Source organism: Haloplanus natans DSM 17983, assembly GCF_000427685.1.
Lineage (GTDB): Archaea > Halobacteriota > Halobacteria > Halobacteriales > Haloferacaceae > Haloplanus > Haloplanus natans.
Genome location: NZ_KE386573.1, coordinates 1,966,152 through 1,990,300, shown reverse-complemented (window position 1 = coordinate 1,990,300; position 24,149 = coordinate 1,966,152). Strand labels below are relative to the sequence as shown.

At 65.6% G+C, this 24,149-nt stretch carries 19 protein-coding genes and 2 pseudogenes; 6 read left to right on the top strand and 15 right to left on the bottom strand.

The window, feature by feature from the left end:
- Positions 1-262: 262 nt before the first annotated feature.
- Positions 263-1,873: a SipW-dependent-type signal peptide-containing protein gene (locus tag HALNA_RS12340; RefSeq protein ID WP_049936663.1), complete on the top strand. Its 1,611-nt coding sequence runs from the start codon at positions 263-265 to the stop codon at positions 1,871-1,873.
- Between the two features lie 93 nt (positions 1,874-1,966).
- Here the strand turns inward: HALNA_RS12340 and HALNA_RS12335 are convergent, their stop codons facing one another.
- Genes HALNA_RS12335 through HALNA_RS12325 form a run of 3 tightly spaced genes read right to left on the bottom strand, consistent with a single transcriptional unit; the run spans position 1,967 to position 5,995 of the window.
- Positions 1,967-2,467 carry a hypothetical protein gene (locus HALNA_RS12335; protein ID WP_049936662.1) on the bottom strand — a complete coding sequence of 167 codons (501 nt, stop codon included), beginning with the start codon at positions 2,465-2,467 and terminating at the stop codon, positions 1,967-1,969.
- Positions 2,468-2,507: 40 nt separating this feature from the next.
- On the bottom strand, positions 2,508-3,596 hold the full coding sequence (locus HALNA_RS12330) for a DNA topoisomerase IV subunit A (protein ID WP_049936661.1): 1,089 nt from the start codon (positions 3,594-3,596) through the stop codon (positions 2,508-2,510).
- A complete protein-coding gene (locus HALNA_RS12325; protein ID WP_049936660.1) occupies positions 3,593-5,995 on the bottom strand; it encodes a DNA topoisomerase VI subunit B in 2,403 nt (800 codons plus the stop codon). Before HALNA_RS12325 ends, HALNA_RS12330 begins: the two co-directional genes overlap by 4 nt.
- Positions 5,996-6,254: 259 nt before the next feature.
- Between HALNA_RS12325 and gyrB the strand changes: the two genes are divergently transcribed.
- Both gyrB and gyrA read left to right on the top strand, forming a co-directional pair.
- Positions 6,255-8,171, top strand: coding sequence for a DNA topoisomerase (ATP-hydrolyzing) subunit B (gyrB, locus tag HALNA_RS12320; RefSeq protein ID WP_049936659.1), 1,917 nt, complete (start codon positions 6,255-6,257; stop codon positions 8,169-8,171).
- Positions 8,168-10,657, top strand: a complete 2,490-nt coding sequence (gene gyrA, locus HALNA_RS12315) for a DNA gyrase subunit A (protein WP_049936658.1) — start codon at positions 8,168-8,170, stop codon at positions 10,655-10,657. Before gyrB ends, gyrA begins: the two co-directional genes overlap by 4 nt.
- A 4-nt stretch (positions 10,658-10,661) precedes the next feature.
- On the opposite strand, the pseudogene HALNA_RS12310 reads toward gyrA, so the two are convergent.
- A pseudogene (locus HALNA_RS12310) lies at positions 10,662-11,489 on the bottom strand (arginase).
- Positions 11,490-11,556: 67 nt separating this feature from the next.
- Positions 11,557-12,474: an NAD-dependent epimerase/dehydratase family protein gene (locus tag HALNA_RS12305; RefSeq protein ID WP_049936657.1), complete on the bottom strand. Its 918-nt coding sequence runs from the start codon at positions 12,472-12,474 to the stop codon at positions 11,557-11,559.
- Between the two features lie 121 nt (positions 12,475-12,595).
- Here HALNA_RS12305 and HALNA_RS12300 point away from each other — a divergent pair, with 121 nt between their 5' ends.
- Positions 12,596-13,129, top strand: a complete 534-nt coding sequence (locus HALNA_RS12300) for an Rrf2 family transcriptional regulator (protein ID WP_049936656.1) — start codon at positions 12,596-12,598, stop codon at positions 13,127-13,129.
- Between the two features lie 267 nt (positions 13,130-13,396).
- Here the strand turns inward: HALNA_RS12300 and HALNA_RS12295 are convergent, their stop codons facing one another.
- From HALNA_RS12295 to cdd, 4 genes are all read right to left on the bottom strand, one after another.
- Positions 13,397-14,575: an NAD(P)/FAD-dependent oxidoreductase gene (locus tag HALNA_RS12295; RefSeq protein ID WP_049936654.1), complete on the bottom strand. Its 1,179-nt coding sequence runs from the start codon at positions 14,573-14,575 to the stop codon at positions 13,397-13,399.
- A 100-nt stretch (positions 14,576-14,675) separates the two neighbouring features.
- Positions 14,676-15,482 carry a nucleoside phosphorylase gene (locus HALNA_RS12290; RefSeq protein WP_049936653.1) on the bottom strand — a complete coding sequence of 269 codons (807 nt, stop codon included), beginning with the start codon at positions 15,480-15,482 and terminating at the stop codon, positions 14,676-14,678.
- A 39-nt stretch (positions 15,483-15,521) separates the two neighbouring features.
- Positions 15,522-15,656, bottom strand: a complete 135-nt coding sequence (locus HALNA_RS21395; RefSeq protein ID WP_281172112.1) for a hypothetical protein — start codon at positions 15,654-15,656, stop codon at positions 15,522-15,524.
- Positions 15,657-15,771: 115 nt separating this feature from the next.
- Positions 15,772-16,191, bottom strand: a complete 420-nt coding sequence (gene cdd / locus HALNA_RS12285) for a cytidine deaminase (protein WP_049936652.1) — start codon at positions 16,189-16,191, stop codon at positions 15,772-15,774.
- A 456-nt stretch (positions 16,192-16,647) separates the two neighbouring features.
- Here cdd and HALNA_RS12280 point away from each other — a divergent pair, with 456 nt between their 5' ends.
- Both HALNA_RS12280 and HALNA_RS12275 read left to right on the top strand, forming a co-directional pair.
- Positions 16,648-16,875, top strand: a complete 228-nt coding sequence (locus tag HALNA_RS12280; protein WP_049936651.1) for a hypothetical protein — start codon at positions 16,648-16,650, stop codon at positions 16,873-16,875.
- A gap of 41 nt (positions 16,876-16,916) precedes the next feature.
- Positions 16,917-17,126 (top strand): hypothetical protein, encoded by a 210-nt coding sequence (locus tag HALNA_RS12275; RefSeq protein WP_049936650.1) that lies wholly within the window; start codon positions 16,917-16,919, stop codon positions 17,124-17,126.
- Here HALNA_RS12275 and HALNA_RS12270 read toward each other — a convergent pair.
- The 6 genes and pseudogenes from HALNA_RS12270 to grpE form a co-directional block, all read right to left on the bottom strand.
- Positions 17,123-17,707 (bottom strand): GNAT family N-acetyltransferase, encoded by a 585-nt coding sequence (locus HALNA_RS12270; RefSeq protein WP_049936649.1) that lies wholly within the window; start codon positions 17,705-17,707, stop codon positions 17,123-17,125. The two genes, HALNA_RS12275 and HALNA_RS12270, sit on opposite strands and share 4 nt — an antisense overlap.
- A 243-nt stretch (positions 17,708-17,950) precedes the next feature.
- Positions 17,951-19,351: a short-chain fatty acid transporter gene (locus HALNA_RS12265; protein WP_211226017.1), complete on the bottom strand. Its 1,401-nt coding sequence runs from the start codon at positions 19,349-19,351 to the stop codon at positions 17,951-17,953.
- 81 nt (positions 19,352-19,432) lie between these two features.
- Positions 19,433-20,179, bottom strand: coding sequence for an acyl-CoA synthetase family protein (locus HALNA_RS12260; RefSeq protein ID WP_049936648.1), 747 nt, complete (start codon positions 20,177-20,179; stop codon positions 19,433-19,435).
- Positions 20,179-21,321 carry a molecular chaperone DnaJ gene (gene dnaJ / locus HALNA_RS12255; protein ID WP_049936647.1) on the bottom strand — a complete coding sequence of 381 codons (1,143 nt, stop codon included), beginning with the start codon at positions 21,319-21,321 and terminating at the stop codon, positions 20,179-20,181. Before dnaJ ends, HALNA_RS12260 begins: the two co-directional genes overlap by 1 nt.
- A gap of 51 nt (positions 21,322-21,372) precedes the next feature.
- Positions 21,373-23,277, bottom strand: a complete 1,905-nt coding sequence (gene dnaK / locus HALNA_RS12250; protein ID WP_049936646.1) for a molecular chaperone DnaK — start codon at positions 23,275-23,277, stop codon at positions 21,373-21,375.
- Between the two features lie 257 nt (positions 23,278-23,534).
- Positions 23,535-24,137, bottom strand: a pseudogene (gene grpE / locus HALNA_RS12245) (nucleotide exchange factor GrpE); the annotation flags it as partial.
- Between the last annotated feature and the right edge of the window lie 12 nt (positions 24,138-24,149).

Sequence of the window (24,149 nt, the reverse complement as noted above, 5' to 3'; positions counted from 1 at the left end):
CGATTCCGGGTTTCGACGATCGACAGGCCCAGCCATACATAATTCAGCCAACTATTAATCGGAGGTTAGACGACTTAACGAGCGGATTATCGATATTAACCGCTCAATAGCTAACCGGGTGTCTCCGTTGGGTCGAACCAAGCGGTCCGACCCACACGGCGTACGGTAGTTCCGGGGCGCCGGAACTCCGTGCCACGTCATCGCGACGTGCGACGGCGGTTCGACTCCGTCGGTGGGCATCCCCGCAAGGGGGAGCAAACCAATGAGCGAAGACAAATTCAACCTGTCCCGCCGGAAGGCACTCGCCGCCCTCGGCACCATCGGCGTCGCTTCCGCGGGCGCAGGCCTCGGGACGAGTGCGTACTTCTCCGATCAGGAAACCTTCGAGAACAACCAGCTTACTGCGGGCACGCTGGATCTGGGTGTGGGCTATTCCGCTCACTACTCGGACTGGAGCGACGACGAGGACGGGAGCACGACGTCGACGACCGGCGACGACGTGAGCGTGCGGATGTACGACGGTGCAGCCGGTGAAACCGGTAGTGCGAGCGATCTGCAGTCGGGCGAAACCGGGATGCCGACGAACGACGCGTGGCTCATCGCCGTCGACGACCCCGACCAGTTCCTCGCGAACACGCAGACGAGTTCGAACAGCAACGGCGGCTGTAACGGCATCGAGGCCGCCACGAATGCGGACGGCGAGAGCGCAATCGTCAACATCGGCGACGTGAAGCCGGGCGACTTCGGCGAGGTCACCTTCGACCTCACGCTCTGTACGAACCCCGGCTACGTCTGGATGAACAATCCGGGCAGCTACACGGCAAACGAGAACCAGACGACCGAACCCGAGAGCGACGACCCCGACGAGTCGACCGGCACGGTCGAACTCATGAACGTCGTGCAGGCGGCCGTGTGGCTCGACGACGGCGACAACTACCAGGACGGTGGCGAGAGCCCGCTGCTCGTCGATAGTCTCGGGAACGTCCTTGACGCGCTCAACAGCGGGAACGGCGTTCGGATCGACGGCGTGAACAAGCCTATCACGGATGCCTCGCCCACGGACTTCACCCGCGCTGGTGTCACGCGATTCGACACCGGCGGAGACGGCAACTACGATGCCGATGTCGAGCTCACCGACGATCCAGCAGGCGGCGGCGGACGGGTCGCACACGCCACCTCCGGCGGCGTGGCCACGAACGACTACGTGACGACCGGTGTCTCGCTCCCCAGCGAACCGACGCTCGGGGACCTCACGGACGATCCCACCAACCCGACGACGACGCTCACCTACGAATACTACGGCGGCGCCAACAACGACGAATCGGCGCCGGACGAAGTCTACCTCCTGATTGAGGAGGCAGATGGGACTCGACACGTTGTCTACCGCGCGTCGAACGATGGCACCCCGGCGGACGAGATGTGGAAGACCCGAAACGTCCACCTCGAAATAGCCGGAAATCCTGATAACAACGCCGGATTCAACTGGTTCGAGATCAACGACGACGGTACCACCACCAACCTCGGCGGTGGCGGCCCCACGTCCGATCTGAGCAACGTCTACGGCGACGATGCCGTTGTCCTTGCCGTGGCTGCCGGCCGGGGCACCCTCGGCGGCGGCGATACCCTCGACACCTACTACCGAAATCCGTCTGTCGGCGGCAGTTCCGCTGGCAACTTCCCCACCGCCTGTTTCCGCGGCGAGACGGAGTTCTCCGCCGCCTTCGCGTGGTGGGTGCCGGTCGACCACGGTAACGAGATCCAGTCGGACTCCGTCGAGTTCGACCTCGGCTTCTACACCGAGCAGTGCCGCCACAACGACGGCAGCGGCATGAACAACACGGCGGTCGCCGCCAACCAGACCGACGACAGCTAAGGCCGAATCGTCCGTCTATCGACCCCCCGTGATTTTCCGCCGGCGGGTGTGATCCGTCGGCCATCTGCGGTTCCGAGACGCGGCCGCGACGGGTCAGGCGTCCGCGACGGCCGTCCCGTCCGCGGGCCAGTCACCGATTCGCCGGAACTCGACGCCGGCGTCCTCCAGAATCCCGACCAGCGTCGCGTTCCCCCGCGACACGTCGATGTGGTCGCCGTCGACGTGTGCGTCCGGATGCTCGGCGGGTTCGGGTTCGAAGTGGGCCGCGAGTTCGAGCCCATTCGGATGCTCGTAGCCGCGGATGTGGGTCTGCCACCACGGGAGACCGGAGGGGTGGTCGTCGAGATGCTGGACCCGGCGCACGTTCACGACTTCGTTGTGGTAGTGGTAGGACATCTCCCACCCGGGTTCGAAGAAGTGTTCGCCGAGAAACGCCTCCGCCTCGGCTTCGCGCATGTCGACCACGACGGCCGGGTTCTCGGGTTTCGGCTTCGAGAAGAACGTCTTGCGGACCCACCAGAACGACCGCTTGAGCGCGCGAAGCGGCGTCTCGGGCAAGTGGCGCAAGCGGCCGAGGTCGGTGTCGAAGTTCATACACCCGATACGTCCCCGAAGGAAATAAGTGTGAGCGAGGCTACAGCACGCCCATCTCGCCCAGCCGCGTCGGGAGGTACTCGTCGGTGACGAAATCGAGGCCGCGGGAGGCGAGGGCCTGCTGTTCGGCCTTCTTGCCGATGTCGAGTTGGAGTTCGATCTGTTCCTCCCAGTAGTCGGTCATGAAGCGCGGGTCCTCCAGTTCGGATTCGAGGGCGTTCACGTCCGAATCGGCCAGCGGATCGGTGGGCAGGTCGTACTCGACGATGTCCTCGGGCTGGATGCCGACGAAGCGTGCCTCGGGCGTCGCGAGATACTGCGAGAGGTGCGCGCTCTTGATCGAGCCGTAGGCGACGGAGCCGTAGATGCGGTAGGACCACGGGTCGCCGTCGGTGAAGACCACGACGGGCAGGTCGAGTTCGTCGTGGAGCCGTTTGGTGATCCGGCGGGTCGCCCGCGCCGGCTGGCCTTTGAGGTGGACGATCAGGGCGTCGTAGTCCGTATCGAAGCCGTTCTCGACGAGGCGGTCACGCATCCCGCCCGTCTCGACACAGAGGATGAAGTCGATGTCGTGATCCAGAAAGTCGATGGTGTCGGGGTTGTTGGGAATCTGGTAGCCACCCTCGCCCACGTCTTTCTGGCAGTGAATCTCGCGCTCGCCCCGGCGGGTCTGTTCGCGGAGTTCGAGGGAGCCCATCAGCGTCGCGCCCGACTCCTCCGGGCGCATATGGAAGTCCTCGCGAGTCACCTCCGAGACGATTTCGAGGTCCTCGATAAGCTGGTTGGACTCGTCCTGATCCGAGAAGGCGGCCTCCTCTGCGTCCCACGATTCGGAGAGATAGTAGAGTTCACGGAGCGTGGAGGATCGACCCTCCTCCAACTGGCGGGCGAGGAAGTCGATGGTGTAGGTCGCTTTGAGTAGCTTCCGGGCGCCGCGGACGGAGTTGGCCGACCGCGTGGAGGTGCGGTCGCCGTACACCCACACGCCGCTCTCCTCGTCGTACTCGATGTTGCTTTTGGTTCGCGTGGGAAGGGTCATCTCCGGCACCTCCCCGCGGGCGAACTGGTCGTAGAACTCCGCCGCGAGGTCGATCAACTGCTGTCGTGCGCGTTCGTCCTGTGTGCTCATGCGTTCACCGTGAGTTTCTCGCTTTCGACGCCCCCGACATCGACGTCGAAGGTCGTCTCCTCGCTCACCTCGTAGGTGAGTGTCGCCGTCTCGCCCGCCGACACCGACGGGGACCACTGTACGAACCACTCGCCGTCCATGTCGACGACCGACGCGCCGTCGCTCACCGTCGCCGGCTCCGTGCTGACGATGTCGGTCAGGTCCAGCGTCTCCGCTCGATCGGAGTGGTTCCGAACCGCGAGCGTCACCGTCCCATCCTCGACGGACCGTTCGACCATGACGTTGTTCATGATGCGCCCGAGCGCCCCGTCGATGTTCGGCCGCTCCCGCCCCGTCACCGCGGCGAGTTTGTCGGCCATCTCGGGGAGGATGCGCCCCAGTACGTCCTGTTTCTTCCGGCGTTTCTCCAGCGACCGCCGTCGGTTGAGGTAGGATTTCAGTTCCCTCGCGGCCTCCCGGATGGCGAGTTCGACCTCGTCCTCGATTTCGGGGACGTTCGCCACGGCGTCTTTCGACTCGCTGGTGAAGGGGACGTTCGTCGAGGCGACGTGGACCATGATTACCGCGGGGCCGGAGGGGAGACCGCTCCCTCCCGGCTGATCCAGCCCGTAGTTGCGCCAGCCGATCCCTTTCACCACGTCGGTGATGGCACACGCCCCCCGCTGGTAGACGAGGGGGACGCGGTTGGCAAAGCGCATCACGTCGACCGAGCCCTCGTGTTCGAGATCGCCGCCGTAGGCGATGCCCGCCTCGACGATGAAGGGGTCGCCGCCGTGAACCTCGGCGTCGCGGGTCGACGCCGCGAAGAAATCCGCCTCGAACTCCTTTCTCAGTCCCGCCTCGACGAGGTCGGCCGTGATCGGCGACAGGCAGTCCGTCGGCGGGGCGAGGATGTCCGTCCCGCGCATCGCCTCCAGTAACTCGGAGGCGGTGTCGCGGTCGTCGGCGATCGCCCGTACCCGGGGCGGATCATCCGGGACCGTTCGCATGTGGCCCCAGATCGCATCGGTGACGTTCCCGCGGGCCGTCTCGCCGACCGTCGCGTCCGCGGCGTCCTCGATCCGGTCCGCGGAGCGGTCCACGTAGGCGGCGAGTTCGTCCCGCGTCGCCCGGTGGCGTGGATCGTCGGCCCCGGCGAACTTATCGGCGAGGCGGTCGGCTAGGCCCTGCACCGTGGCGTCGTCTTTCTGCGTGCTCGTCGCGTCGTCGACCCGTTCGTACAGCGAGGCCCGCAGCAGGTCCGGGCCGGTGAGTTCCGCCCACGCCGCGTCGACGGCGTTCTCCCGTACCGTCTCGCCGAACGTCTCGTCGAACTCCTCCTCGACGGCGTCTGCGAGGTTGGAGACGACGCCGACGAGTTCGTGGTGGGCGAGTCGCTCCCGGTCGCCGACCGTCTCCGCTACGCGGTCGGCGAACCACGCCGTCGCCTCGGCGCTCTTGTTGGCGACGGCGTCGAGGACGGCGTCTTCCACGTCCGCCTCGTCGGCCGGCGAGGGCGTCGTCCACGCCATCTCGCGCCCGAAATGTTCGTCGCGGAAACGATCACACACCTTCGTCGCCGTCTTCCCGCCGACGCGGGTGAACTCGCCCTGGAGAAAGCCCGACACGGAATACGACTCCGTCGCCGTCAGCATCTTCAGGAGCGTCCCGAGTTCGACGCCGTGGGGATGGGGGCGAATCTCCTCCGTCTCGGCCGGCAACTGGTCGGTGCCGCGCTCGAACTTCAGCGGTTCGTCGAGCCCCGGTTCCCGGAGTTCGACGCGGGCGTGGGGGTTGACGACCGCGGTGTGTTTGATGTAGTCGTGAAGCTGGTTGCGCGCCCGCATGTTCGCCTCCATCTCCAACTCGATCCGGGTGCCGTGCGGGCGGTCCCACGAAGTCGTTTTCTCCGCCCTGACCTCGGGTTCGTTGTCGTCGGTGTCGACGACCAGCTCGAAGTACTGGGCGTCGGCGCTCCCCTGGGTTCGGCTGGTGATCTTGGCGGGTTTCCCGGAGGTGAGTTGGGAGTAGAGGACGGCCGCGGAGATGCCGATGCCCTGCTGGCCACGTTTTTGAACCCGCTTGTGAAACCGGGAGCCGTACAGCAGTTTCCCGAACACCTTTGGGACTTGCTCTTTCGTGATTCCCGGCCCGTTGTCCTCGACGATCAGTCTGTAGTAGTCGCCCGCTTCGGCGATTTCGACGTAGATGTCGGGGGCGATACCGGCTTCCTCCGTGGCGTCGAGGGCGTTGTCGACTGCCTCCTTGACGGCGGTCACCAACCCTCTGGCCCCGGAGTCGAAGCCGAGCATGTGTTTGTTCTTCTCGAAGAACTCGGCGATGGAGATGGCCCGCTGGTTCTCGGCCAGCTCCTCGGCGATGCCCCCCTCCTCGCCGAGCGTCGACTGGAACGATGTCATTCGTGGGCCCCTCTACCGCCACGACGTTTAAAAGGCCACCGCCAGCGTGGTGAAAGTGAAAGGGGAGCGACGCGCGCGCGAGCGGGACGGCGCCCCGTTTGGCGCCGCGTTCGGTGACTGTCGTCGGTGGTGTCCGACGAACTGCGAACTCAAGTTGGGGAATTCGAAGCGGAATTTCTCGGTGCATAAATAGTATCTTTCGTCGCGCGCACGCGTGCGAGCGTTTAAGAAGCGTGGCCGTCTACCGCGGGTAGATTCTATGGCCGACGAACAAGAGTACGGAGCCGGGCAGATTCAGGTACTGGAGGGACTCCAGGCAGTCCGGAAGCGTCCGGCGATGTATATCGGATCGACGGACACGCGTGGTCTCCACCATCTCGTCTACGAAGTCGTCGACAACGCTATCGACGAGGCGCTGGCGGGCTACTGCGACGCCATCGGGGTCACCATCCACGAGGACGACTCGGTGAGCGTCACCGACAACGGCCGCGGCATCCCCGTCGACACGCACGAACAGTACGACCGGCCGGCGGTCGAGGTCATCATGACCGTCCTCCACGCTGGCGGGAAGTTCGACAACAAATCCTACCAGGTTTCGGGCGGCCTGCACGGCGTCGGCGTCAGCGTCGTCAACGCCCTCTCCGAGCGCCTGGAGGTCGAGATCAAACGCAACGGCGCCGTCTGGCGCCACCGTTTCGACCGGGGGGAACCCGACCTCGACGCCTTCGAACGCGTCCGTGATCTCGACCCCGACGAGGAAACAGGCACGACCGTCCGTTTCTGGCCCGACGGCGACATCTTCGAGACTTCGGAGTTCTCCTTCGATACGCTGTCGACCCGCCTTCGGGAACTCGCTTTCCTCAACTCCGGGGTCGAAATCGGCCTCGCGGACGAACGGGACGGCGAATCCGTCGCCTTCCGCTACGAGGGCGGAATCCGGGAGTTCGTCGAGTATCTCAACGAGACCAAGACCGGCCTCCACGACGACGTGATCTACTTCGACGACGAGGAAGACGACATCGCCGTCGAGGTGGCGATGCAGGCCACCGACGAACTGCAGGGGTCGATCCACGCGTTCGCCAACAATATCAACACCCGTGAGGGGGGGACTCACCTCACGGGGTTCAAGACGGCGCTCACCCGCGTCGTCAACGACTACGCCACGGACAACGGGCTTCTGGGTGACCTCGACGGCACCCTCAAAGGCGAGGACGTCCGCGAGGGGCTGACCGCGGTCATCTCGGTCAAACATCCCGACCCGCAGTTCGAGGGCCAGACCAAGACCAAACTCGGCAACAGCGAGGTCCGGGGGATCGTCGAGAGCGCCGTCCACCAGCAACTCGGCACCTTCTTCGAGGAGCATCCGGACACCGCCCAGGCCATCGTCGGCAAGGCCGTCGAGGCGGCGAAGGCCCGCCAGGCGGCGAAGAAGGCCGAACAGCTCACCCGGCGCAAGAGCGCCCTGGAGTCGACGGCGCTCCCCGGCAAACTCGCCGACTGTCAGTCCAAAGACCCCACGAAATCCGAACTGTTCGTGGTGGAAGGTGACAGCGCCGGCGGGAGCGCCAAACAGGGCCGCGACCGGGAGTTTCAGGCCATCCTCCCGCTGAAGGGGAAGATCCTGAACGTCGAGAAACACCGCCTCGACCGCATCCTGGAGAACGACGAGATTCGCGCGCTCATCACCGCCATCGGCACCGGCATCGGCGAGGAGTTCGACATCGAGGACGCCCGCTATCAGCGGATCATCCTGATGACCGACGCCGACGTGGACGGCGCGCACATCCGGACGCTCCTCCTGACGCTCCTCTACCGGCACATGAAGCCGCTCTTGGAGGCGGGCTACGTCTACGCGGCCAAGCCGCCGCTCTACCGGGTTCGCTACCGCGGCGAGACGTACGACGCCATGAGCGAGGCGGAGCGCGACCGGATCGTCGAGGAGCGGTGTAACGGCAAGCCGGATCAGGTCCAGCGGTTCAAGGGCTTGGGCGAGATGAACCCCGATCAGCTCTGGGAGACGACTATGAACCCCGAAAACCGGATTCTGAAGCGGATCACCGTCGAGGACGCCGCGGCCGCCGATCGGATGTTCTCGATCCTGATGGGTGACGCGGTGGGCCCGCGGAAACAGTTCATCAAGGAGCACGCCGGCGACGCGGAGTGGGTGGATATATGAGTTCGGACGTACCCGGCGACGCCGGCGACGAGTCGTTCGCCGCCGAGGTCGAGACGGCCCGCATCGAACAGGAGATGGAGCAGTCCTATATCGACTACGCGATGTCTGTCATCGCGGGACGAGCCCTGCCGGACGCCCGCGACGGCCTCAAGCCCGTCCACCGGCGCATCCTCTATGCCATGCAGGAGGCGGGCGTCACCGCCCGCGCCTCCCACCGGAAGTCCTCCTCCGTCGTCGGCGAGACGATGGGTGATTTCCACCCGCACGGGGACAGCGCCATCTACGACGCCCTCGCCCGGATGGCTCAGGATTTCTCGATGCGCGCGCCGCTGATCGATGGTCAGGGCAACTTCGGCTCCATCGACGGCGACCCGCCGGCAGCCATGCGATACACCGAATCCCGGATGTCGCCCATCGCCGAGGAGTTGCTGGCCGACATCGGGAAAGACACTGTCGACTTCTCGCCCAACTACGACGGCCGCAAGCAGGAACCCGACGTGTTGCCGGCGGCCTTCCCCAACCTGCTGGTCAACGGTTCCTCGGGCATCGCGGTCGGGATGTCGACGAACGTCCCGCCGCACAACCTCGGCGAGGTGATCGACGCGACGATCCACCTCATCGACGATCCGGACTGCACCGTCGAGGACCTGATGGACCACGTCGTCGGCCCCGACTTCCCGACGGGCGCGAACATCGTCGGCCGCAACGCCATCCACAAGGCGTACAAGACGGGTCGTGGACGGCTGCGCGTCCGCGCCGAGATGGAGGTGAGCGAGGACCGCATCGTCGTCACCGAACTCCCCTATCAGGCGAACAAGTCCCGGCTCATCGAGCGTATCGCCGACGACGTGAACGAGGGCAAACTCGACGGCGTACGCGATCTGCGCGACGAGTCCGACCGCGACGGCATCCGTGTCGTCATCGAACTCAAGCGGGGCGCAAACCCCGAAGTGGTCGAGAACCAGTTGCTGGAATCGCATCTGGAGACCACCTTCGGCGTGATCAACCTTGCCCTGGTCGACGGGCAACCGCGGGTGCTCGACCTCAAGGAGACCCTCGAAGTCTACCTCGATCACCGCCGCGAGGTCGTGCGTCGCCGAAGCGAGTACGACCTCGCCGAGGCGGAAGAGCGCGCACACATCCTCGAGGGGCGGCTGACGGCGCTGGAGAACGCCGACGAGGTGGTCGAACTCATCCAGGACGCCGAGGACCGCGACGGCGCGAAAGCGTCGCTCCGGGCCGCCTTCGACTTCTCTCAGGACCAGGTCGATCACATCGTCGCGATGCAACTCGGCAGCCTCACGTCGATGGAAGCCGCGGAGATCGAAGACGAGTACGCGGACGTACAGGCCCGGATCGAGCGGCTGACCGAGATTCTGGACGACGAATCCGAACTGCTCGGCGTCATCGAGGACGAACTCCGCGAGATCAAAGCCGAGTACGCCGACGAGCGTCGAACCCGGATCATCGAGGATATGGGTGAGGTGACCGACGAGGACCTCATCCCGCAGGAGGACACCCTCGTCGTCGTCAGCGAGGACGACTACATCAAGCGGATGTCGCTGTCGACGTTCCGGGCGCAGAACCGCGGCGGGAAAGGAATCATCGGCGCGGATCTGAAGGAGGGCGACCGCGTCTCGTCGGTCTTCCTCGCCAACACCCACGACTACCTGCTCTGTTTCACCAACCACGGGCAGGTGTACAAGCTGAAGACGTATCAGGTACCGGAGATGAGCCGAACGGCGAGGGGCAAGTCGGCGGTGAACCTGCTGGATCTGGACGACGGCGAGGAGATCGAGGCCGTCGTCGACTGCGAGAGTCTGGAAGAAGGCGCCGGCCGCTACCTGACGATGGCGACCCGGAGCGGCCGGGTGAAGCGAACGGCCGTCGAGGAGTTCGGTAACATCCTCTCGACGGGTATCCGCGCCATCCGCTTGGAGGAGGGCGACGAACTCGTCGACGTGGAGCTAACCGATGGCACCCACGACCTGATCGTCGCCAGCGCCGGCGGCATGAGCATCCGCTTTGCCGAGTCCGAGGTGCGGCCGATGGGGCGGGACACCCGCGGCGTCGGCGGCATCAAGCTGGAGGGATCGGATCACGTCGTCGGTCTCGCGGCCGTCGATCCCGACGAGCACGACTGGGTGCTCACCGTCACCGACAACGGCTACGGCAAGCGGACGGCCATCGACGCCTACCGCCAGCAGTCCCGGTACGGCAAGGGCCTCATCGACATCAAGACGAACGAACGCAACGGGCCGGCGTGTGCCATCGACGCCGTCGGCCCCGGCGATCACCTCGTCGTCATGAGCGAGGACGGCCAGATCATGCGCACGCCCGTCGAGGACGTCTCGGCCGTCGGCCGAAACACGATGGGCGTCATCGTGATGGACTTACACGAGGGAGATTCGGTGGCGTCGGTGGCCGTGCTCCCGGCGGATCGGGGGGCGGACGGTGACGAGGCCGAGGACGAGGTCGACTCCTGAGCGCCTACAAAATCCGTTTTCCAAGCGCGCTCGCGGCGAGTTCGAACGCAAGTTCGGCGGTTCGGTTGTGGTCGTCGAGGATCGGATTCACCTCGACGAGTTCGAGCGATCGCACCGTCGCGCGCTCGGCCACCCGTTCGAGCGCCGCGTGCGCCTCGCGGTAGGTGACACCGCCCCTGACGGGCGTCCCCACGCCCGGTGCCTCGGTGGGATCGAGCCAGTCCAGATCGAGACTGACGTGGACGCCGTTTCGCCCGCCGACGGTATCGAGGGCGTCGGCGACCACCTCGGTGACGCCCCGGTCGTCGATGTCTGAGATGGAGTAAGTCGCGACTCCGTGCTCGTGGATCGCCGCCCGCTCTCCGGATCGACACCGACGCCGTTCGCCCACGGGAGTCCGGCGAACTCGCCCATTCCGTGGACGTTCCCGCTCGGCGTCGTCGCCGGCGTGTTCACGTCGCCGTGGGCGTCGAACCAGAGCACCCCGACATCGGCGTCGCGCGCCGACCCGACGACGCTCCCGATGGCGACGGAGTGGCCGCCGCCGAGGACGAGGGGCCTCTCACCCGCGTCGAGGGCGTCGCTCACCCTGTCGGCCAGTCGAGTACAGACGGATTCGATGGCTGGGAGGTACTTCGCGTCGGTGCGGCCGGGGTCGTCGTTCTCGACGCGCGTGACCGGCAGGTCGCCGCTGTCCACCGCGTCGACGCCGAGTCCGGACAGCGCGGCCGCGAGGTCGGCGTAGCGAATCGCGGAGGGGCCCCATGTCGACACCACGTCGGCTCGCGCCGTAGTCGGTGGGGGCGCCGACGATGCGTACTGTGTCGGTCATACGGGCCGTTGTGCGGGTGTCGGCAAAAGGGCGCGGTAGGACACCCGCACGACCCTTCCTCGCCTCGTCAGGCCTCGCGGTAGGGGTCACACACCCGCGCGACCCCGTCCTCGAACCCCACCTCGGGCTCCCAGCCCGTCGCCTCGCGGAGTTTTGTCGCGTCGGCCATCGTGTCGTGGACGTAGACGGGCAGGGGGTTCTCGACGTACTCGGGGTCGATATCGGTGCCGAGTTCGTCGTTGATCATCGCAACCATCGTGTTGAAATCGTAGCTCTCGCCGGTACCGACGTTGTAGACCCCCTGCAACTCGTGGTCGGCGGCGAGTTCGAGCGCCCGCGCCACGTCGTCGACGTGGGTGAAATCCCGTGTTTGAGACCCGTCGCCGAACAGCACGGGTGCTTCGCCGTTCGCGATGGCGTCGGCGAACTGCGCGACGGTGTTGGCGTACTCGCCTTTGTGCTCTTCCGCGCCGCCGTAACCCTGATACACCGAAAAAAATCGGAGGCCGGCCAGCGTCACGTCGTAGTGGTTGCCGAAGTACTCGCCGTAGCGCTCTCGTGCGAGCTTCGACGCCTCGTAGCAGGTGCGCGCTTCGACGGCCATATTCTCCGGGGACGGTTCGGTGCGCGAGCCGTAGATAGAGGAGGTGGAGGCGTAGACGACGGTGTCACAGCCGTCCTCGCGGGCCTGTTCGACGGTGTTGACGAACCCCTCGACGTTGACGCGGGTGGCCTCGCGTTTGTTCTCCTCGACCATCGTATAGGAGGAGTAGGCGGCGAGATGAACGAGGACATCCACGTCGGTCGGCAGATTTTCGTCGAGGACGCTCCCGTCGACGAACCGAACGTCGTCGTCGAGGTTCTCGGGCGTGCCGAGGTGGCAGTCGTCGAGGGCGATAACCTCGTTGTCGGCGGCCAGTCGGTTCGCCAGGTTCGAGCCGATGAATCCGGCCCCGCCAGTGACGAGGACGCGCTTGCCTCTCATGGGCGGTGTCTCGTGAGACGAATGGAAAGCGGTATCGCTTTCGTCTCGACGGCCGGACCGAAATTCGAAACCGATTCACACATCCATCGAATTTAATAACGCGAACGACTAAATCGGTGGTATGTCATCAATCGAACTAACGTCGAGTCAGAAGACGATCCTCACGGCGCTCATCAACCTCCACCGTGAGACCGAGGACGCGGTGAAAGGGGAAGATATCGCGGAGGAAGTCGACCGAAACCCGGGGACGATCCGCAACCAGATGCAGAGTCTCAAAGCCCTCCAGCTCGTCGAAGGAGTACCGGGGCCGAAGGGTGGCTACAAGCCAACCGCGAACGCGTACGAGGCCCTCGACATCGACCAGATGGACGAACCGGCGGCCGTCCCCCTCCTCCACAACGGCGAACCGGTCGACACGGCAAACGTCGGCGAAATCGACCTCTCCTCCGTTCACCACCCCGATCTGTGCCGTGCCGAAATCTACGTGCAGGGCTCGGTCCGGGAGTTCCACGAGGGCGACAAGGTCCGTGTCGGGCCCACGCCGCTGTCGAAACTCGTCATCGACGGTACGGTCGACGGCAAGGACGACACCGACAACATCCTCATCCTCCGTATCGACGACATGCGAGCGCCGGCGGAGGAGCCGGCGCACTGAGCCGCTGTTTCACCCCCTCATACGGGTTATTGTAAGTCATTGCCGGTGGTTCGCCGGACCGTCCTGGCGAACCACCGGTAAACAGTTACAAGAATCCGTATCAGTCGAGCTGTTCGCCCGGACCCGGGCACTCGTCCGACCGTGAATTATCGTTCGATTACTCCGTGATCGAGGCCTAACAGTCGCTGCTATCGTCGAGGACTCTCTCCTGTCGGTTGCCTTCGGTATCGCGGTGCCAGGGCGCTCGCGGCGTGGATTGACCGGTAATCACATATCCGACCAGGCGTCGATAGCCCGGCCGATGGAGGAGACATCGGCGATCCAGCGCGCGGCGACGAACTTCTTGAGCGTCTCGGCGCCGAGGCCGCCGAACGTGTCGATCGGCAACACGTCGACCCCGTGGGCGACCGCCTCGTCGCCGACGGAGACGAGCGTCCCCTTGTCGTCGTAGCTCCACGTCCGCAGCGACTGGTTTTTCGTGGCCCGGAAGAGGTTCTCGCCCGCCACCTCCGCGGCCTGCCACGCGGCCTGTGCGGTCGGCGGGGCGAACTCCTCCGGTCCCTGTTCGATCAGCGCCGTGTCGCCGATGGCGAACACGCGCTCGTCGCTCGTCCGGAAGTCGTTGTCGGCGTACACTCGGTTGCTCCGGTCGTCCTTGTCGACCCCGGCGTCGGCGAGTTCGTCCTGCCCCGTGATACCGCCGGTCCAGAGGAACACGTCGTAGTCGAGTTCGGTCGGCTCCTCGTCCTCCCCGCCGCCGACGTAGATGGTGTCGGCGTCGACCTTCGAGACGAACTCGCCACACATGATGTCGACGTCGGCTTCCTCCAGGCGCTTGCGGAGCGCGCCCTGGAGTTCGGGGTCGTTGCCGGGGAACACGTCGTCGAGACCCTCGACGAGCGTCACGTCGATCGGGGCGCGGTGTTCGTCGCGGTAGGCGGCGATTTCGCCCGCCGACTGGATGCCGGAGAGGCCGGCGCCGCCGACGACGACCTGTGCGGGATCGGAGCGGGTGGCGTCGGCCGCCGCCGCGGCCACATCCTCGTGGATTTCGCGGGCGTCGTCGAGGCTCTTGAGTGTGTGGGAGTGTTCCGCGAGACCCTCGATTCCGTAGAAGGCGGTGCTGCTCCCCAGCGCGACGAGGAGGTAGTCGTACTCGACCGTCTCGCCGGCGTCGAGGTGGACGGTTCGGTCGTCGACGTCGATCTCGGCGACGTGACCCTGCCGGAACGTCGTCTCGGGGGATTTGATCTCGTCGACCGGAATCGTGATCTTGGGGGCGACGCTCGTGTCGCGGATGACACGGTGTGACTCGTGGAGGACGAGATGATAGTCGTGCTCGGAGATCCAGGTCAGCTCGGCGGTTCCGTCGGTTACGTCTTCGAACTGTTTGACGGCACCCGCGCCGGCGTAGCCGGACCCGAGAACGACGACCTGAGAGGTCATACGCGCCACTCGTCAGTCGTCGGTTATAGGAGTGTTGAAACGCCCGTGAGACGGCCTGAATCGGCCATTCGTCGAACTTGCTGTCGACGACCGTCGATCCCTACAGCGAGAGGTCGGCGTGCCACGCGTCGGCGCCGGCGTCGGCCCGCCGGTCGTCCATCTCGTGGAGGAGCGCGGCAGCGAGGCTCCCGACTTCCGCGGCCCGGCCCTCGCCCTCCGTCCGGAACTCGCCCGTCGATCGGTTGGCGAAGACGGAACACACCGCGCCAGCACGGAGGCCGTACAGGGTCGCGAGCGTGAGGATCGAACTCGCCTCCATCTCGACGTTTTTGACGTTCGCGGCGCGAAGGTCGTCGAGCAACGACTCGCTGCCGGCGGCCTCGAACCCGTCGAACCCCTCCCGGGCCTGGCCGGCGTAGAAGCTGTCGGTGCTCATCGTCACGCCGCAGTGGTAGTCGTAGCCGAGACGCTCGGCGGCCGCGACGAGCGCCGAGACGACCGCGTGGTCGGCGACGGCGGGGTAGTCCTCGCGGACGTACTCCTCGCTCGTCCCCTCGCCTCGCACGGCGCCGGTGGTGATCACGAGGTCACCCACGTCCATGTCGGGTTGGAGGGCACCACAGGACCCCACCCGGAGGAACGTCTCGGCGCCGACGCGGGCGAGTTCTTCGACCGCGATGGCGGTCGAGGGGCTCCCGATACCGGTCGACGTGACCGAGAGGGGGGCGCCCGCGTACGTGCCCGTCGCGGTGCGGTATTCGCGGTGTTCGGCGACCATCTCGGCGTCGTCCCAGCGGTCTGTGACGATGTCTACGCGGTCGGGGTCGCCGGGGAGGAGGACGGTGTCGGCGACGTCGCCGGGCACGATGTCGAGGTGGTACTGTCGGTCGTCCGCGTCGCTCGTCATAGACGCCTGTACGACGAGGGCCGTAAAGTAATGGTCGCGTTAGCGGAAGTCGGGTGTCACCCAACTGCACGTCGAGCAGGTGTAGATGCCGTGGACGTTGGTCACGTCGCTCTCGCAGGACGGACAGGACGAGAGCGTCGTCGGATCGGTGGTGGGGGTCATGAGTTCTGCCATCTCGTTACTACGATGACATCCCACTTATAAAAATGTTTTACCAATTATTCACGCTGTATGGCAATAATTCCTACGATAATCTATACCATAGTGTATTAATTGTTCATATGTTTTTCTAATCGGAATCTGTGGGACGATTGGCTGATTCCAGCGTTTCCGGACCGATGGTTTCGGGGAGCAGTTCGCCGAGCGTGTACGTCGTCGTCGAGTCGCCACCTTCGTCACAGATCACGGGCAGGTCGTCGCGACAGAACTCCGCGAGCGTCTGTCGACACATCCCACAGGGCGTGACGCCGTCGCGGGCGCCCGAGGAGACGGCGAGGCGGTCGAACGCGCGGTGGCCGTTCTTGACCGCCTCGGCGACGGCGACTTCCTCGGCGTGGAGGCTGTTGCTGTAGTTGGCGTTCTCGATGTTACAGCCGGTGAACACGGTTCCGTCGGCGGTTCGAAGCGCCGCACCGACCGTGTAGTCGGAGTACGGAACGTACGCCGCCTCGAGGGCCGAACGGGCCGCCTCGATGAGTTCGTCGGTCACGCCGCAGGTCTACGGCCGGTGCGGGGATATACGCTCCCCTCCGGTCGGTGAGTGACGGGCCGCAGTATATGACATCCTCCCACGATTAAAGTCGTGGGCTTCCCACGCCCGTTTGCGCTGGTTTGGGAACTTACGTTTACGACCCGACACGCCGATGGGAGTGCCACGCCCCCGTTACTCCTATCGTGTGAAGGATTCGGAGTTATCTGGTTGTTTTAGATCGCTTGAGGTGTCCGATGGCTTACTTTTTGATGAGGCAAACACCGAGTCAACTGCCAGTTTTCGGACCATCAATCACGACGGGGGTCCGTCGCAATGACAGCCACAAATACGTAGTGTAGGCACTCAAATCGTCCGATTTCGGCATCTGAGAACTGTGCGGCGATTCATCCCACGACTAAACTCGTGGGTTTTCTCGCCTAATATCTATAATCCACGCCGGCCCAATGTCGCCCCATGCCCGCGTTTCGAACCCGCGTTCGATGGCTGTCACTGCTCGGCGTCCTCGCTGGCGTCGTCCACTTGCTCGTGCCGGCGCGACTGCTCGCGACCGCTCGGTGGGGGTACGACCGCGTCCTCGCCGTCGAATTCGTCCCGCGCCCGAACGCGACCCGCCGCGTCCGGCTTCTCGGCCTCCTGATGGTCGCCGGCAGCGCACTGGTGTATCGAATCGCGGATCGGTGACCATCCGCGGGGCTTTTGACGACCGAACGCCGAGGAGTCGTATGGCACTCTCCCGGGATTCGAGCCCAAACCGGCGGCGAGCGCTCCTCGCGGTGACGCCGTTTCTCCTGCTCGGCCTCGCCGACGTGCTCTTGCTTCTGTTCTGGGGAATCGAACCACTCTGGGCGTTCGCCATCCTTCCGCCCATCGTCTTCTGTACGGTGCTCGCGTGGCTCGCGTTCAGCACCGACTTCCTCGAGGATCGGACTTAACGCCCGGTGTCGTACTTGTAGGTGGCGCTGTCGGGGTCGATGCCGAAATCCTCGGCGTCCTCGACGACGGACCCCTCGTTGGGGTCGTGTGGCGCCGCGTTCTTGAACGCCTCGCGCAGACTCTCGGGCATGGCGAAGTCGTCGACGGCGATGCTCGTCGCGACGGCGTCGGCCTGAACCGACTCCCGCTTGGTCGCCAGTCGCTCGCGCATCTTCGCCGGGAGCGCGCTCGATTCGACGGGGTCGAAGCCGAACTGGGTCAGATACCCCGGCTCGTCGGTCAGCGAGTACACCGTCTCGAACCCCTCGGTCGTCGCCGTCTCGATCAATCGCTCGACCACGTGCGCGCCGACCCCCTGCCCGCGCCACTCGGGCAGGACGCCCACGCCCGTGAGTTCGCAGTAGTCGCCGGCGTCCGTCTTGTGGATGCGGACGCGGCCGAACCCCGCCCGCTCGTTCGACTCCTCGTCGACGGCGATGACGTAATCGCGGGACCGAAAGGCGGCGTCGTCCAGGCCCATCTCCTCGATGTGGTCGAGCAACCAGACCTCGTCGCGGTTCTTGGCATCCCGGACGTACATGCCCCGAGGTAGTAGACGCGACATAAAAAGGATTTGCCGGCCCGACCGCCGATTCTCACCGACTGGTAAGCTCGGCGACATATCTGCCAATAGAACTGAATCGTCACCGACCGCGACATCGCGCCCGCGGTGGCGCGCGACGACGACGGTCCACCGGGACGCCACCGCGGTCGACCTCCCGGCGACGATGGCCGAGGGCCGCGTGCGCCGTATTTCGGTCGTCGGAAAAAACGAACGCGGGCCTCAGTACGGCAGGAAGTACAGCCCGAGGGCGAACACAGGGAACAGCACCACCATGACGATCATGGTGTAACCGAGGATGTCGCGGGCGCGAACCTTGGTCAGGCCCAGCAGCGGGATGGCCCAGAACGGCTGGAACATGTTCGTCCACATGTCGCCGACGCCGTAGGCGACGATGGCTTTCCCCGGCGCCACGCCGAGTTCGACCGCCGCGCTCCCGACGACGCCACCGATGATCCCCCACTCGCCGCCGCCGCTCGGGACGAACAGGTTCATGACGCCGCCGAGGAGCCACGCGATCACCGGGAACGTCTGTGGCGTCGCCACCGCGAGCAGTCCCTCCGCGATCAGGTCCGAGAGCCCGGAGTTGCTGATGATGCCGAGGATGCCCGCGTAGAAGGGGAACTGCAGGATGATGCCCGCCGCCCCCTCCGTCGCGTCACGGATCGTCTCCATGTACGCCGCCGGCGTCTTGTGCAAGAGTAGGCCGAGTGCGATGAACGTGAAGTTGAAGACGTTCAGGTCGAGTGCCTCGCCGATGCCGCCCGCGTTGACGAAGTACTGGACGACATACACCAGCATGCCGGCGGCGATCAGGTACGCGATGGCCCGACTGTCGTTGAGGCGGTCGGCCGGCGACCGCCTCACCTGTTCCGCCCCGGTGGTCGTCGTCCCACCGTCCGAGATGGCCTCCTCGGCGTCGCCTTTCAGCAGGCTCGGGGCGTACTCGTCGATTCCCGTCGCGTCACTCTCCTCCGGTGCGAGGAAGGCGAGCACCGGAATCACCGTCAGAAACACGAGGACGGCGATGCCGAACGCGTAGATGGTGAAGACGCTCTCGCTGAGCGGGACGATGCCGATGATGTCCTGAAACGGGTGGCCCTCCGTCGCGGAGAGCAATCCCGCACTCGTCGACGGGCCGACGTGCCAGATGGTCTGGCTCGTGTAGCCGGCGGCACACAGGATCGGATAGTGGAACGTCTTCCCGCGTTCGTGGCCCGCCCGCGCGACGAAGATGGCGAAGATGGCCCCGACGATGAGGCCGATCCCCCAGTGGAAATATCCGAAGACGAGCGAGACGGCGGCCACCAGCGACGCCGCCTGCGTGTTGTCGTTCGGAACCGACGCGAGTTTGTTCAGATAGCCGCTCACGAAGTCGGAGTCGGCAACGGCGTAGCCCGTCACCAGGATGAGCACCATCTGCATCGCGAACGTCAACAGCGTCCAGAACCCGTCGTACCAGTTCACGATGTTCTGATACGGCCCGTCCGGCGTGAACGCGATCGCCGCCCCGTACGCGATGAGCGTCAGGATCACCGCGAAGAGGAACGGGCTCGGGACCCACTTCTCCGACCAGTCCGCCATCGCCCGGCCGAACGACTGCACGCGCTGTCTAGCTGTCATGGACGTTCACACACACCACGGCACTGTGGTATAAACCTGTTCCCGCCGGAGACATGGACTGCCGTCGGCCGATCGTTAGGCTTAGAGTGACACGTCGGCCACGTCGAAGCCCCACTCACTCCCGTCGCCCACGAATACGTCCGCGTCCGACGCTCCCTCCGGAAGCACGACCGTCCCGCCGACCGAAAGCGGGGCGACCACGCCCGCGACGACCGCTCGCGGATCGGTCAGGGGCGCCCGGAGCCCCACCGACGTATCGGCGTCGAGGCCCGCCACGTCGACGACGCGCGCCGCCGCGGCCAACACCTCGCGGTGCGTGTACGCCGTCGATCCGGGGTTACCGGACTGCGTCCGGTTGCTCGCGGAACGTGGTTCCGCGCCGTCGAGGACCACCTCGTCGGCGTCGCGTTCGCCGGGCGGTCGCACGGGGTTCTCGCTCCAGACCGTCCGCTCCCAGTGGGTGATTCCCGGGTCTTCGGGCGCGTCGCCGTAGACGACGACCGCCCGCCCCGGGCGACGTTCCAGGTCGCACTCGCGGTCGGCGGGGACGAGGACGGCCCGGGCCGCCGCCTCGGCGTCGAAGGTCACACGCGCACCGAGGCACGCGGCGCCGAACAGCGTCGACAACGGCTGTGGCGCCGGGTCGGGCGCGAGCGCCACGCGTGCCCCCGGATGGACACCGCAGTGACTGAGCGCGTGACCCGCCTTCCACGCGGTGGTACAGAAGTCGCGATAGCTGATCTCGCGGCCGGTCGCGTCGACACGGAGCGCCACCGCGTCGCTTCGCCGGTCGCGTGCGACGAGGTCACCGAGAACGTCAGCGGCCATCAGAAACTGCTCTTGATCCGCTCGAAGAAGCCCTCGTTCACCTCGACTTCCTCGCCGCCCGCCTCGGCGAACTGCTCCAGCGCCTCGCGCTGTTCGCTGTTCAGGCTGTCGGGCGTAACGACCTGAACCTGTACGAAGAGGTCGCCCCGACCGCGCCGTCGGAGCCGCGGCATCCCCTTGCCCTTGAGGCGGAACGTCTCGCCGCTCTGGGTGCCTTCGGGCACGTCCATCTCGACGGTGCCCTCGAGGGTCGGCACCTCGACCGTGTCGCCGAACGTCGCCTGCGGGAAGGAGATGGGATGCTGGTGGTGCAGGTCGTCGCCGTCACGGTCGAAGTCGGGATGGTCCGCGACCGATATCTCGATCAGTAGGTCGCCGTTCGGGCCGCGGTTCGCTCCCGGCGCGCCCTCGCCTTCCATCCGGAGGGTCTGGCCGTCGCGAATCCCCGGGGGAATCTCGACCGAGAGCGTCGACTCCTCGCGCACCTGCCCGTCGCCGCCACAGGTCGAACACGTCTCGCTGTAGAGGGTCCCCTCCCCCTCACAGCGGCGACAGGTGGTGGTCTGTTGCATCCGGCCGAACGGCGTCTGCTGGACCTGGGTGGTCTGTCCCTGACCGTTACACTCCGGGCACGTCTCGCTGTCGGCGTCCGGCGGGTGGCCGCGGCCGCCGCAGTCCGAACACCGCATCGGTCGCGTGACCGTGAACTCGCGCTCGACACCCTCGAACGCCTCCTCTAAGTCGAGTTGGAGCGACGTTCGGAGGTCCTGGCCCTGCCGCGGCCGGTTGCCGCCACGGCCGCCACCGCCGCCGAAGAACTGCTCGAAGATGTCGCCGAAGCCGCCGCCACCGCCGCCGAAGGGGTTGCCCTGCGCGCCGGCGCCGCCGCCACCGCCGTCGAACCCGCCGCGCTTCTCGGCCTGTTCGAACCGCTCGTGGCCCACCTGGTCGTACGCCTGCCGTTTCTCCTCGTCCGTGAGCACCTCCTTTGCCTTCTGGATTTTCTTGAACTTCTCCTCGGCGTCGGGGTCGTCGCTCACGTCCGGATGGTACTCCGATGCCTTCTTTCGGTACGCCCGTTTGATCTCGTCCTCGTCGGCGTCCCGAGACACCCCGAGCACGTCGTAGAAGTCCTCCGTCATTTGATGTGATTTACTGTGGGTCCGTAGTTGTAAAGTCCGGCTCGGTAGCGATTACGCGTCGTCCTCGTCGTCTTTCTCCTCGAAGTCGGCGTCGACGTACTCGTCGTCCGCGGCATCGGCGCCGCCGGGGCCCGCACCGCCCGGACCGGCACCGCCCATGCCACCCATGCCGCCGGGGTCGGCACCTGCGCCGCCCGCACCGGCCTGGGCCTGTTGCTGGTACATCTGCTTGCCGATCTCCTGGAGCTCCTCGGTGAGCGCCTCGGTGACGCCCTGGAGGTCCTCGGTCGTCGCGTCGTCGTCGTCGAGCGTCTCCTCGACTTCCGCGATGGCGTCCTCGATGGACTCCTGGAGGTCGTCGTCGACGTTTTCCTCGTTTTCTTCCAGCAGGGTTTCGGCCCGCTGGATCGAACTCTCGGCCTCGTTTCGCGCCTCGATCCGCTCGCGGCGCTGCTGGTCTTCTTCGGCGTGTTCCTCGGCTTCCTCCTGCATCTGCTCGATCTGCTCGTCGGAGAGGCCGGCGCCACCCTCGATGGTGATGGATTCGGCGTTGCCCGACCCCTTGTCCTCGGCCTCGACGTTGACGATGCCGTTCTCGTCGATGTTGAAGCCGACTTCGATCTGCGGTGTTCCGGCCGGTGCGGGCGGGATGCCCGTCAGCTGGAACTCGCCGAGCAGCTCGTTTTCCTCCGCGATTTCACGCTCGCCCTGGAACACCCGGACCTGCACCATCGTCTGGTTGTCCGCGGCGGTCGTGAATATCTTCGACTCCTCGGTCGGGATCGTGGTGTTTTTCTCGATCAGCCGCTCGAACAGGCCGCCCTTGACCTCGATACCGAGCGAGAGCGGCGTCACGTCCAGCAGGACGATGTCGTCGACTTCGCCGCCGAGAACGCCACCCTGGATCGCCGCGCCCAGCGCGACCGCCTCGTCCGGGTTGACGTTTTTCTTCGGCGACTGCCCCACGAGATCCTCGACTTTCTCCTGGATCTGAGGCATCCGGGTCGACCCGCCGACGAGGATCACCTCGTCGATGTCGTCTCTCGTATAGCCCGCGTCCTCGAGGGCCTGTTCCGTCGGCGCGACGGTGCGCTCGACGAGGTCACTCGTCAGCGACTCGAACTTCGCGCGGGTGAGCGACGTTTCGAGGTGGATCGGCCCGCTGTCGGTCGCGGTGATGAAGGGCAGGTTGATGTCCGTCTCCTTGCGCGAGGAGAGTTCGACCTTGGCCTCTTCGGCGGCGTCTTTCAGCCGCTGGAGCGCCTGTCGGTCCTCGCGGAGGTCGACGCCGTGGTCGCTCTCGAACTCCTCGGCGAGGTGGTCGATGATCGCCTGGTCCCAGTCGTCGCCCCCGAGGTCGTTGTCCCCGTTCGTGGCGACGACTTCGTAGACGCCGCCCCCGAGGTCGAGGACGCTCACGTCGAACGTCCCGCCCCCGAGGTCGAAGACGAGGACGGTCTGGTCGGACTCGTCGTCGAGGCCGTAGGCCATCGACGCCGCCGTCGGCTCGTTGACGATGCGCTCGACCTCGAAGCCCGCGATCTCGCCCGCGTCCTTCGTCGCCTGCCGCTGGCGGTCGTTGAAGTACGCCGGGACGGTGATGACGGCCTTCTCCACGTCGTCGCCGAGGTACTCCTCCGCGTCCCGCTTGATCTTCTGGAGGATCATCGCCGAAATCTGCTCCGGCGTGTACTCGTCGTCGCCGACGTCGACGGTGTAGTTCTCCTCTCCCATGTGGCGCTTGATCGATTGGATCGTGCGCTCGGGGTTCTGGACGGCCTGATTCTTCGCCGGTTTGCCGACGAGCCGCTCGTCGTCGTCGGTAAAGGCGACGACGGACGGCGTGGTTCGGTCGCCCTCACCGTTCACGATGATCTCCGGGTCGCCTCCCTCCATCACCGCGAACGCGCTGTTCGTGGTCCCGAGGTCGATACCCAGAATTTTGTTGCTCGCCATCTTGTCGGTGATTATCGGTTTTGGTCGGTTAAAGGTTACTAGACGGGGTGAGGGGCCGGTCCAATCCGACGCATTGCCGTCCGGTGATTAGAGATCGTGTGAACGGTTCACACCACTCATGTTTATATAGAACTGCAATCCATCGGCCCCCGAATCATAGGGAGTATCGTAGCTACCCGGAAGTCCAGCGATCCTCGACTGGCCGTTGTCTCCGATTCGGGCGAAGCCGAACCTATGAACAGCGACGATAATCCCTATCAGTTCCCCTCGCTGACTGTCACCTGCGCTTCCTGGATGACCGTCCCCGCCATCTCGTAGCCGGGGCGGTAGACGTCGACGACGGTCCCCTCGGGTTGGTCGCTCTCGACGCGCATCATCACCTGGTGGCGGGTCGGGTCCACCTCGTCGCCGGCCGCGGGCCGAATCGGGACGACGTTCTCCTCTTCGAGGACCCGGTCGAACGACGAGAGCGTCGACTCGACGCCGTCGCGGATGTCGACGCCTTCCTCCTGATCGAGCGCGCGAACCAGATCGTCGCGCACCGGCACCAGACGCGTCACGAAGTCCTCCGTCGCGCGCTCTTTGATCTCTTCTCGGCGCTTCTCCGCGCGTTTCTTGTAGTTCTGAAAGTCGGCCTGTGTGCGCTTCAGCCGGGATTCGGCGTCGTCGGCACGCTCCTCCGTCGCCGCCAGTTCGGCTTCGAGTTCGTCGATCCGCGCTTCGAGGTCCGCGACGGCGTCGCCGAGTTCGGCGTCGTAGTCCGCGACTCGGTCGGCGAGGGTCCTCCCCTCGTTCTCGCCCGGTTCCTCACCCTGCGAGTCCGCCGTCGGCTCTTCGGCCGCATCCTCGTGCATAGTCGACAGAAACGCCTC

Bases quoted from the DNA above. Each gene is read 5' to 3' on its own strand.
- HALNA_RS12340 (WP_049936663.1), top strand. From the start codon at position 263: ATGAGCGAAGACAAATTCAACCTGTCCCGCCGGAAGGCACTCGCCGCC.
- HALNA_RS12335 (WP_049936662.1), bottom strand. From the start codon at position 2,467: ATGAACTTCGACACCGACCTCGGCCGCTTGCGCCACTTGCCCGAGACG.
- HALNA_RS12330 (WP_049936661.1), bottom strand. From the start codon at position 3,596: ATGAGCACACAGGACGAACGCGCACGACAGCAGTTGATCGACCTCGCG.
- HALNA_RS12325 (WP_049936660.1), bottom strand. From the start codon at position 5,995: ATGACATCGTTCCAGTCGACGCTCGGCGAGGAGGGGGGCATCGCCGAG.
- gyrB (WP_049936659.1), top strand. From the start codon at position 6,255: ATGGCCGACGAACAAGAGTACGGAGCCGGGCAGATTCAGGTACTGGAG.
- gyrA (WP_049936658.1), top strand. From the start codon at position 8,168: ATGAGTTCGGACGTACCCGGCGACGCCGGCGACGAGTCGTTCGCCGCC.
- HALNA_RS12305 (WP_049936657.1), bottom strand. From the start codon at position 12,474: ATGAGAGGCAAGCGCGTCCTCGTCACTGGCGGGGCCGGATTCATCGGC.
- HALNA_RS12300 (WP_049936656.1), top strand. From the start codon at position 12,596: ATGTCATCAATCGAACTAACGTCGAGTCAGAAGACGATCCTCACGGCG.
- HALNA_RS12295 (WP_049936654.1), bottom strand. From the start codon at position 14,575: ATGACCTCTCAGGTCGTCGTTCTCGGGTCCGGCTACGCCGGCGCGGGT.
- HALNA_RS12290 (WP_049936653.1), bottom strand. From the start codon at position 15,482: ATGACGAGCGACGCGGACGACCGACAGTACCACCTCGACATCGTGCCC.
- HALNA_RS21395 (WP_281172112.1), bottom strand. From the start codon at position 15,656: ATGGCAGAACTCATGACCCCCACCACCGATCCGACGACGCTCTCGTCC.
- HALNA_RS12280 (WP_049936651.1), top strand. From the start codon at position 16,648: ATGCCCGCGTTTCGAACCCGCGTTCGATGGCTGTCACTGCTCGGCGTC.
- HALNA_RS12275 (WP_049936650.1), top strand. From the start codon at position 16,917: ATGGCACTCTCCCGGGATTCGAGCCCAAACCGGCGGCGAGCGCTCCTC.
- HALNA_RS12270 (WP_049936649.1), bottom strand. From the start codon at position 17,707: ATGTACGTCCGGGATGCCAAGAACCGCGACGAGGTCTGGTTGCTCGAC.
- HALNA_RS12265 (WP_211226017.1), bottom strand. From the start codon at position 19,351: ATGACAGCTAGACAGCGCGTGCAGTCGTTCGGCCGGGCGATGGCGGAC.
- HALNA_RS12260 (WP_049936648.1), bottom strand. From the start codon at position 20,179: ATGGCCGCTGACGTTCTCGGTGACCTCGTCGCACGCGACCGGCGAAGC.
- dnaJ (WP_049936647.1), bottom strand. From the start codon at position 21,321: ATGACGGAGGACTTCTACGACGTGCTCGGGGTGTCTCGGGACGCCGAC.
- dnaK (WP_049936646.1), bottom strand. From the start codon at position 23,277: ATGGCGAGCAACAAAATTCTGGGTATCGACCTCGGGACCACGAACAGC.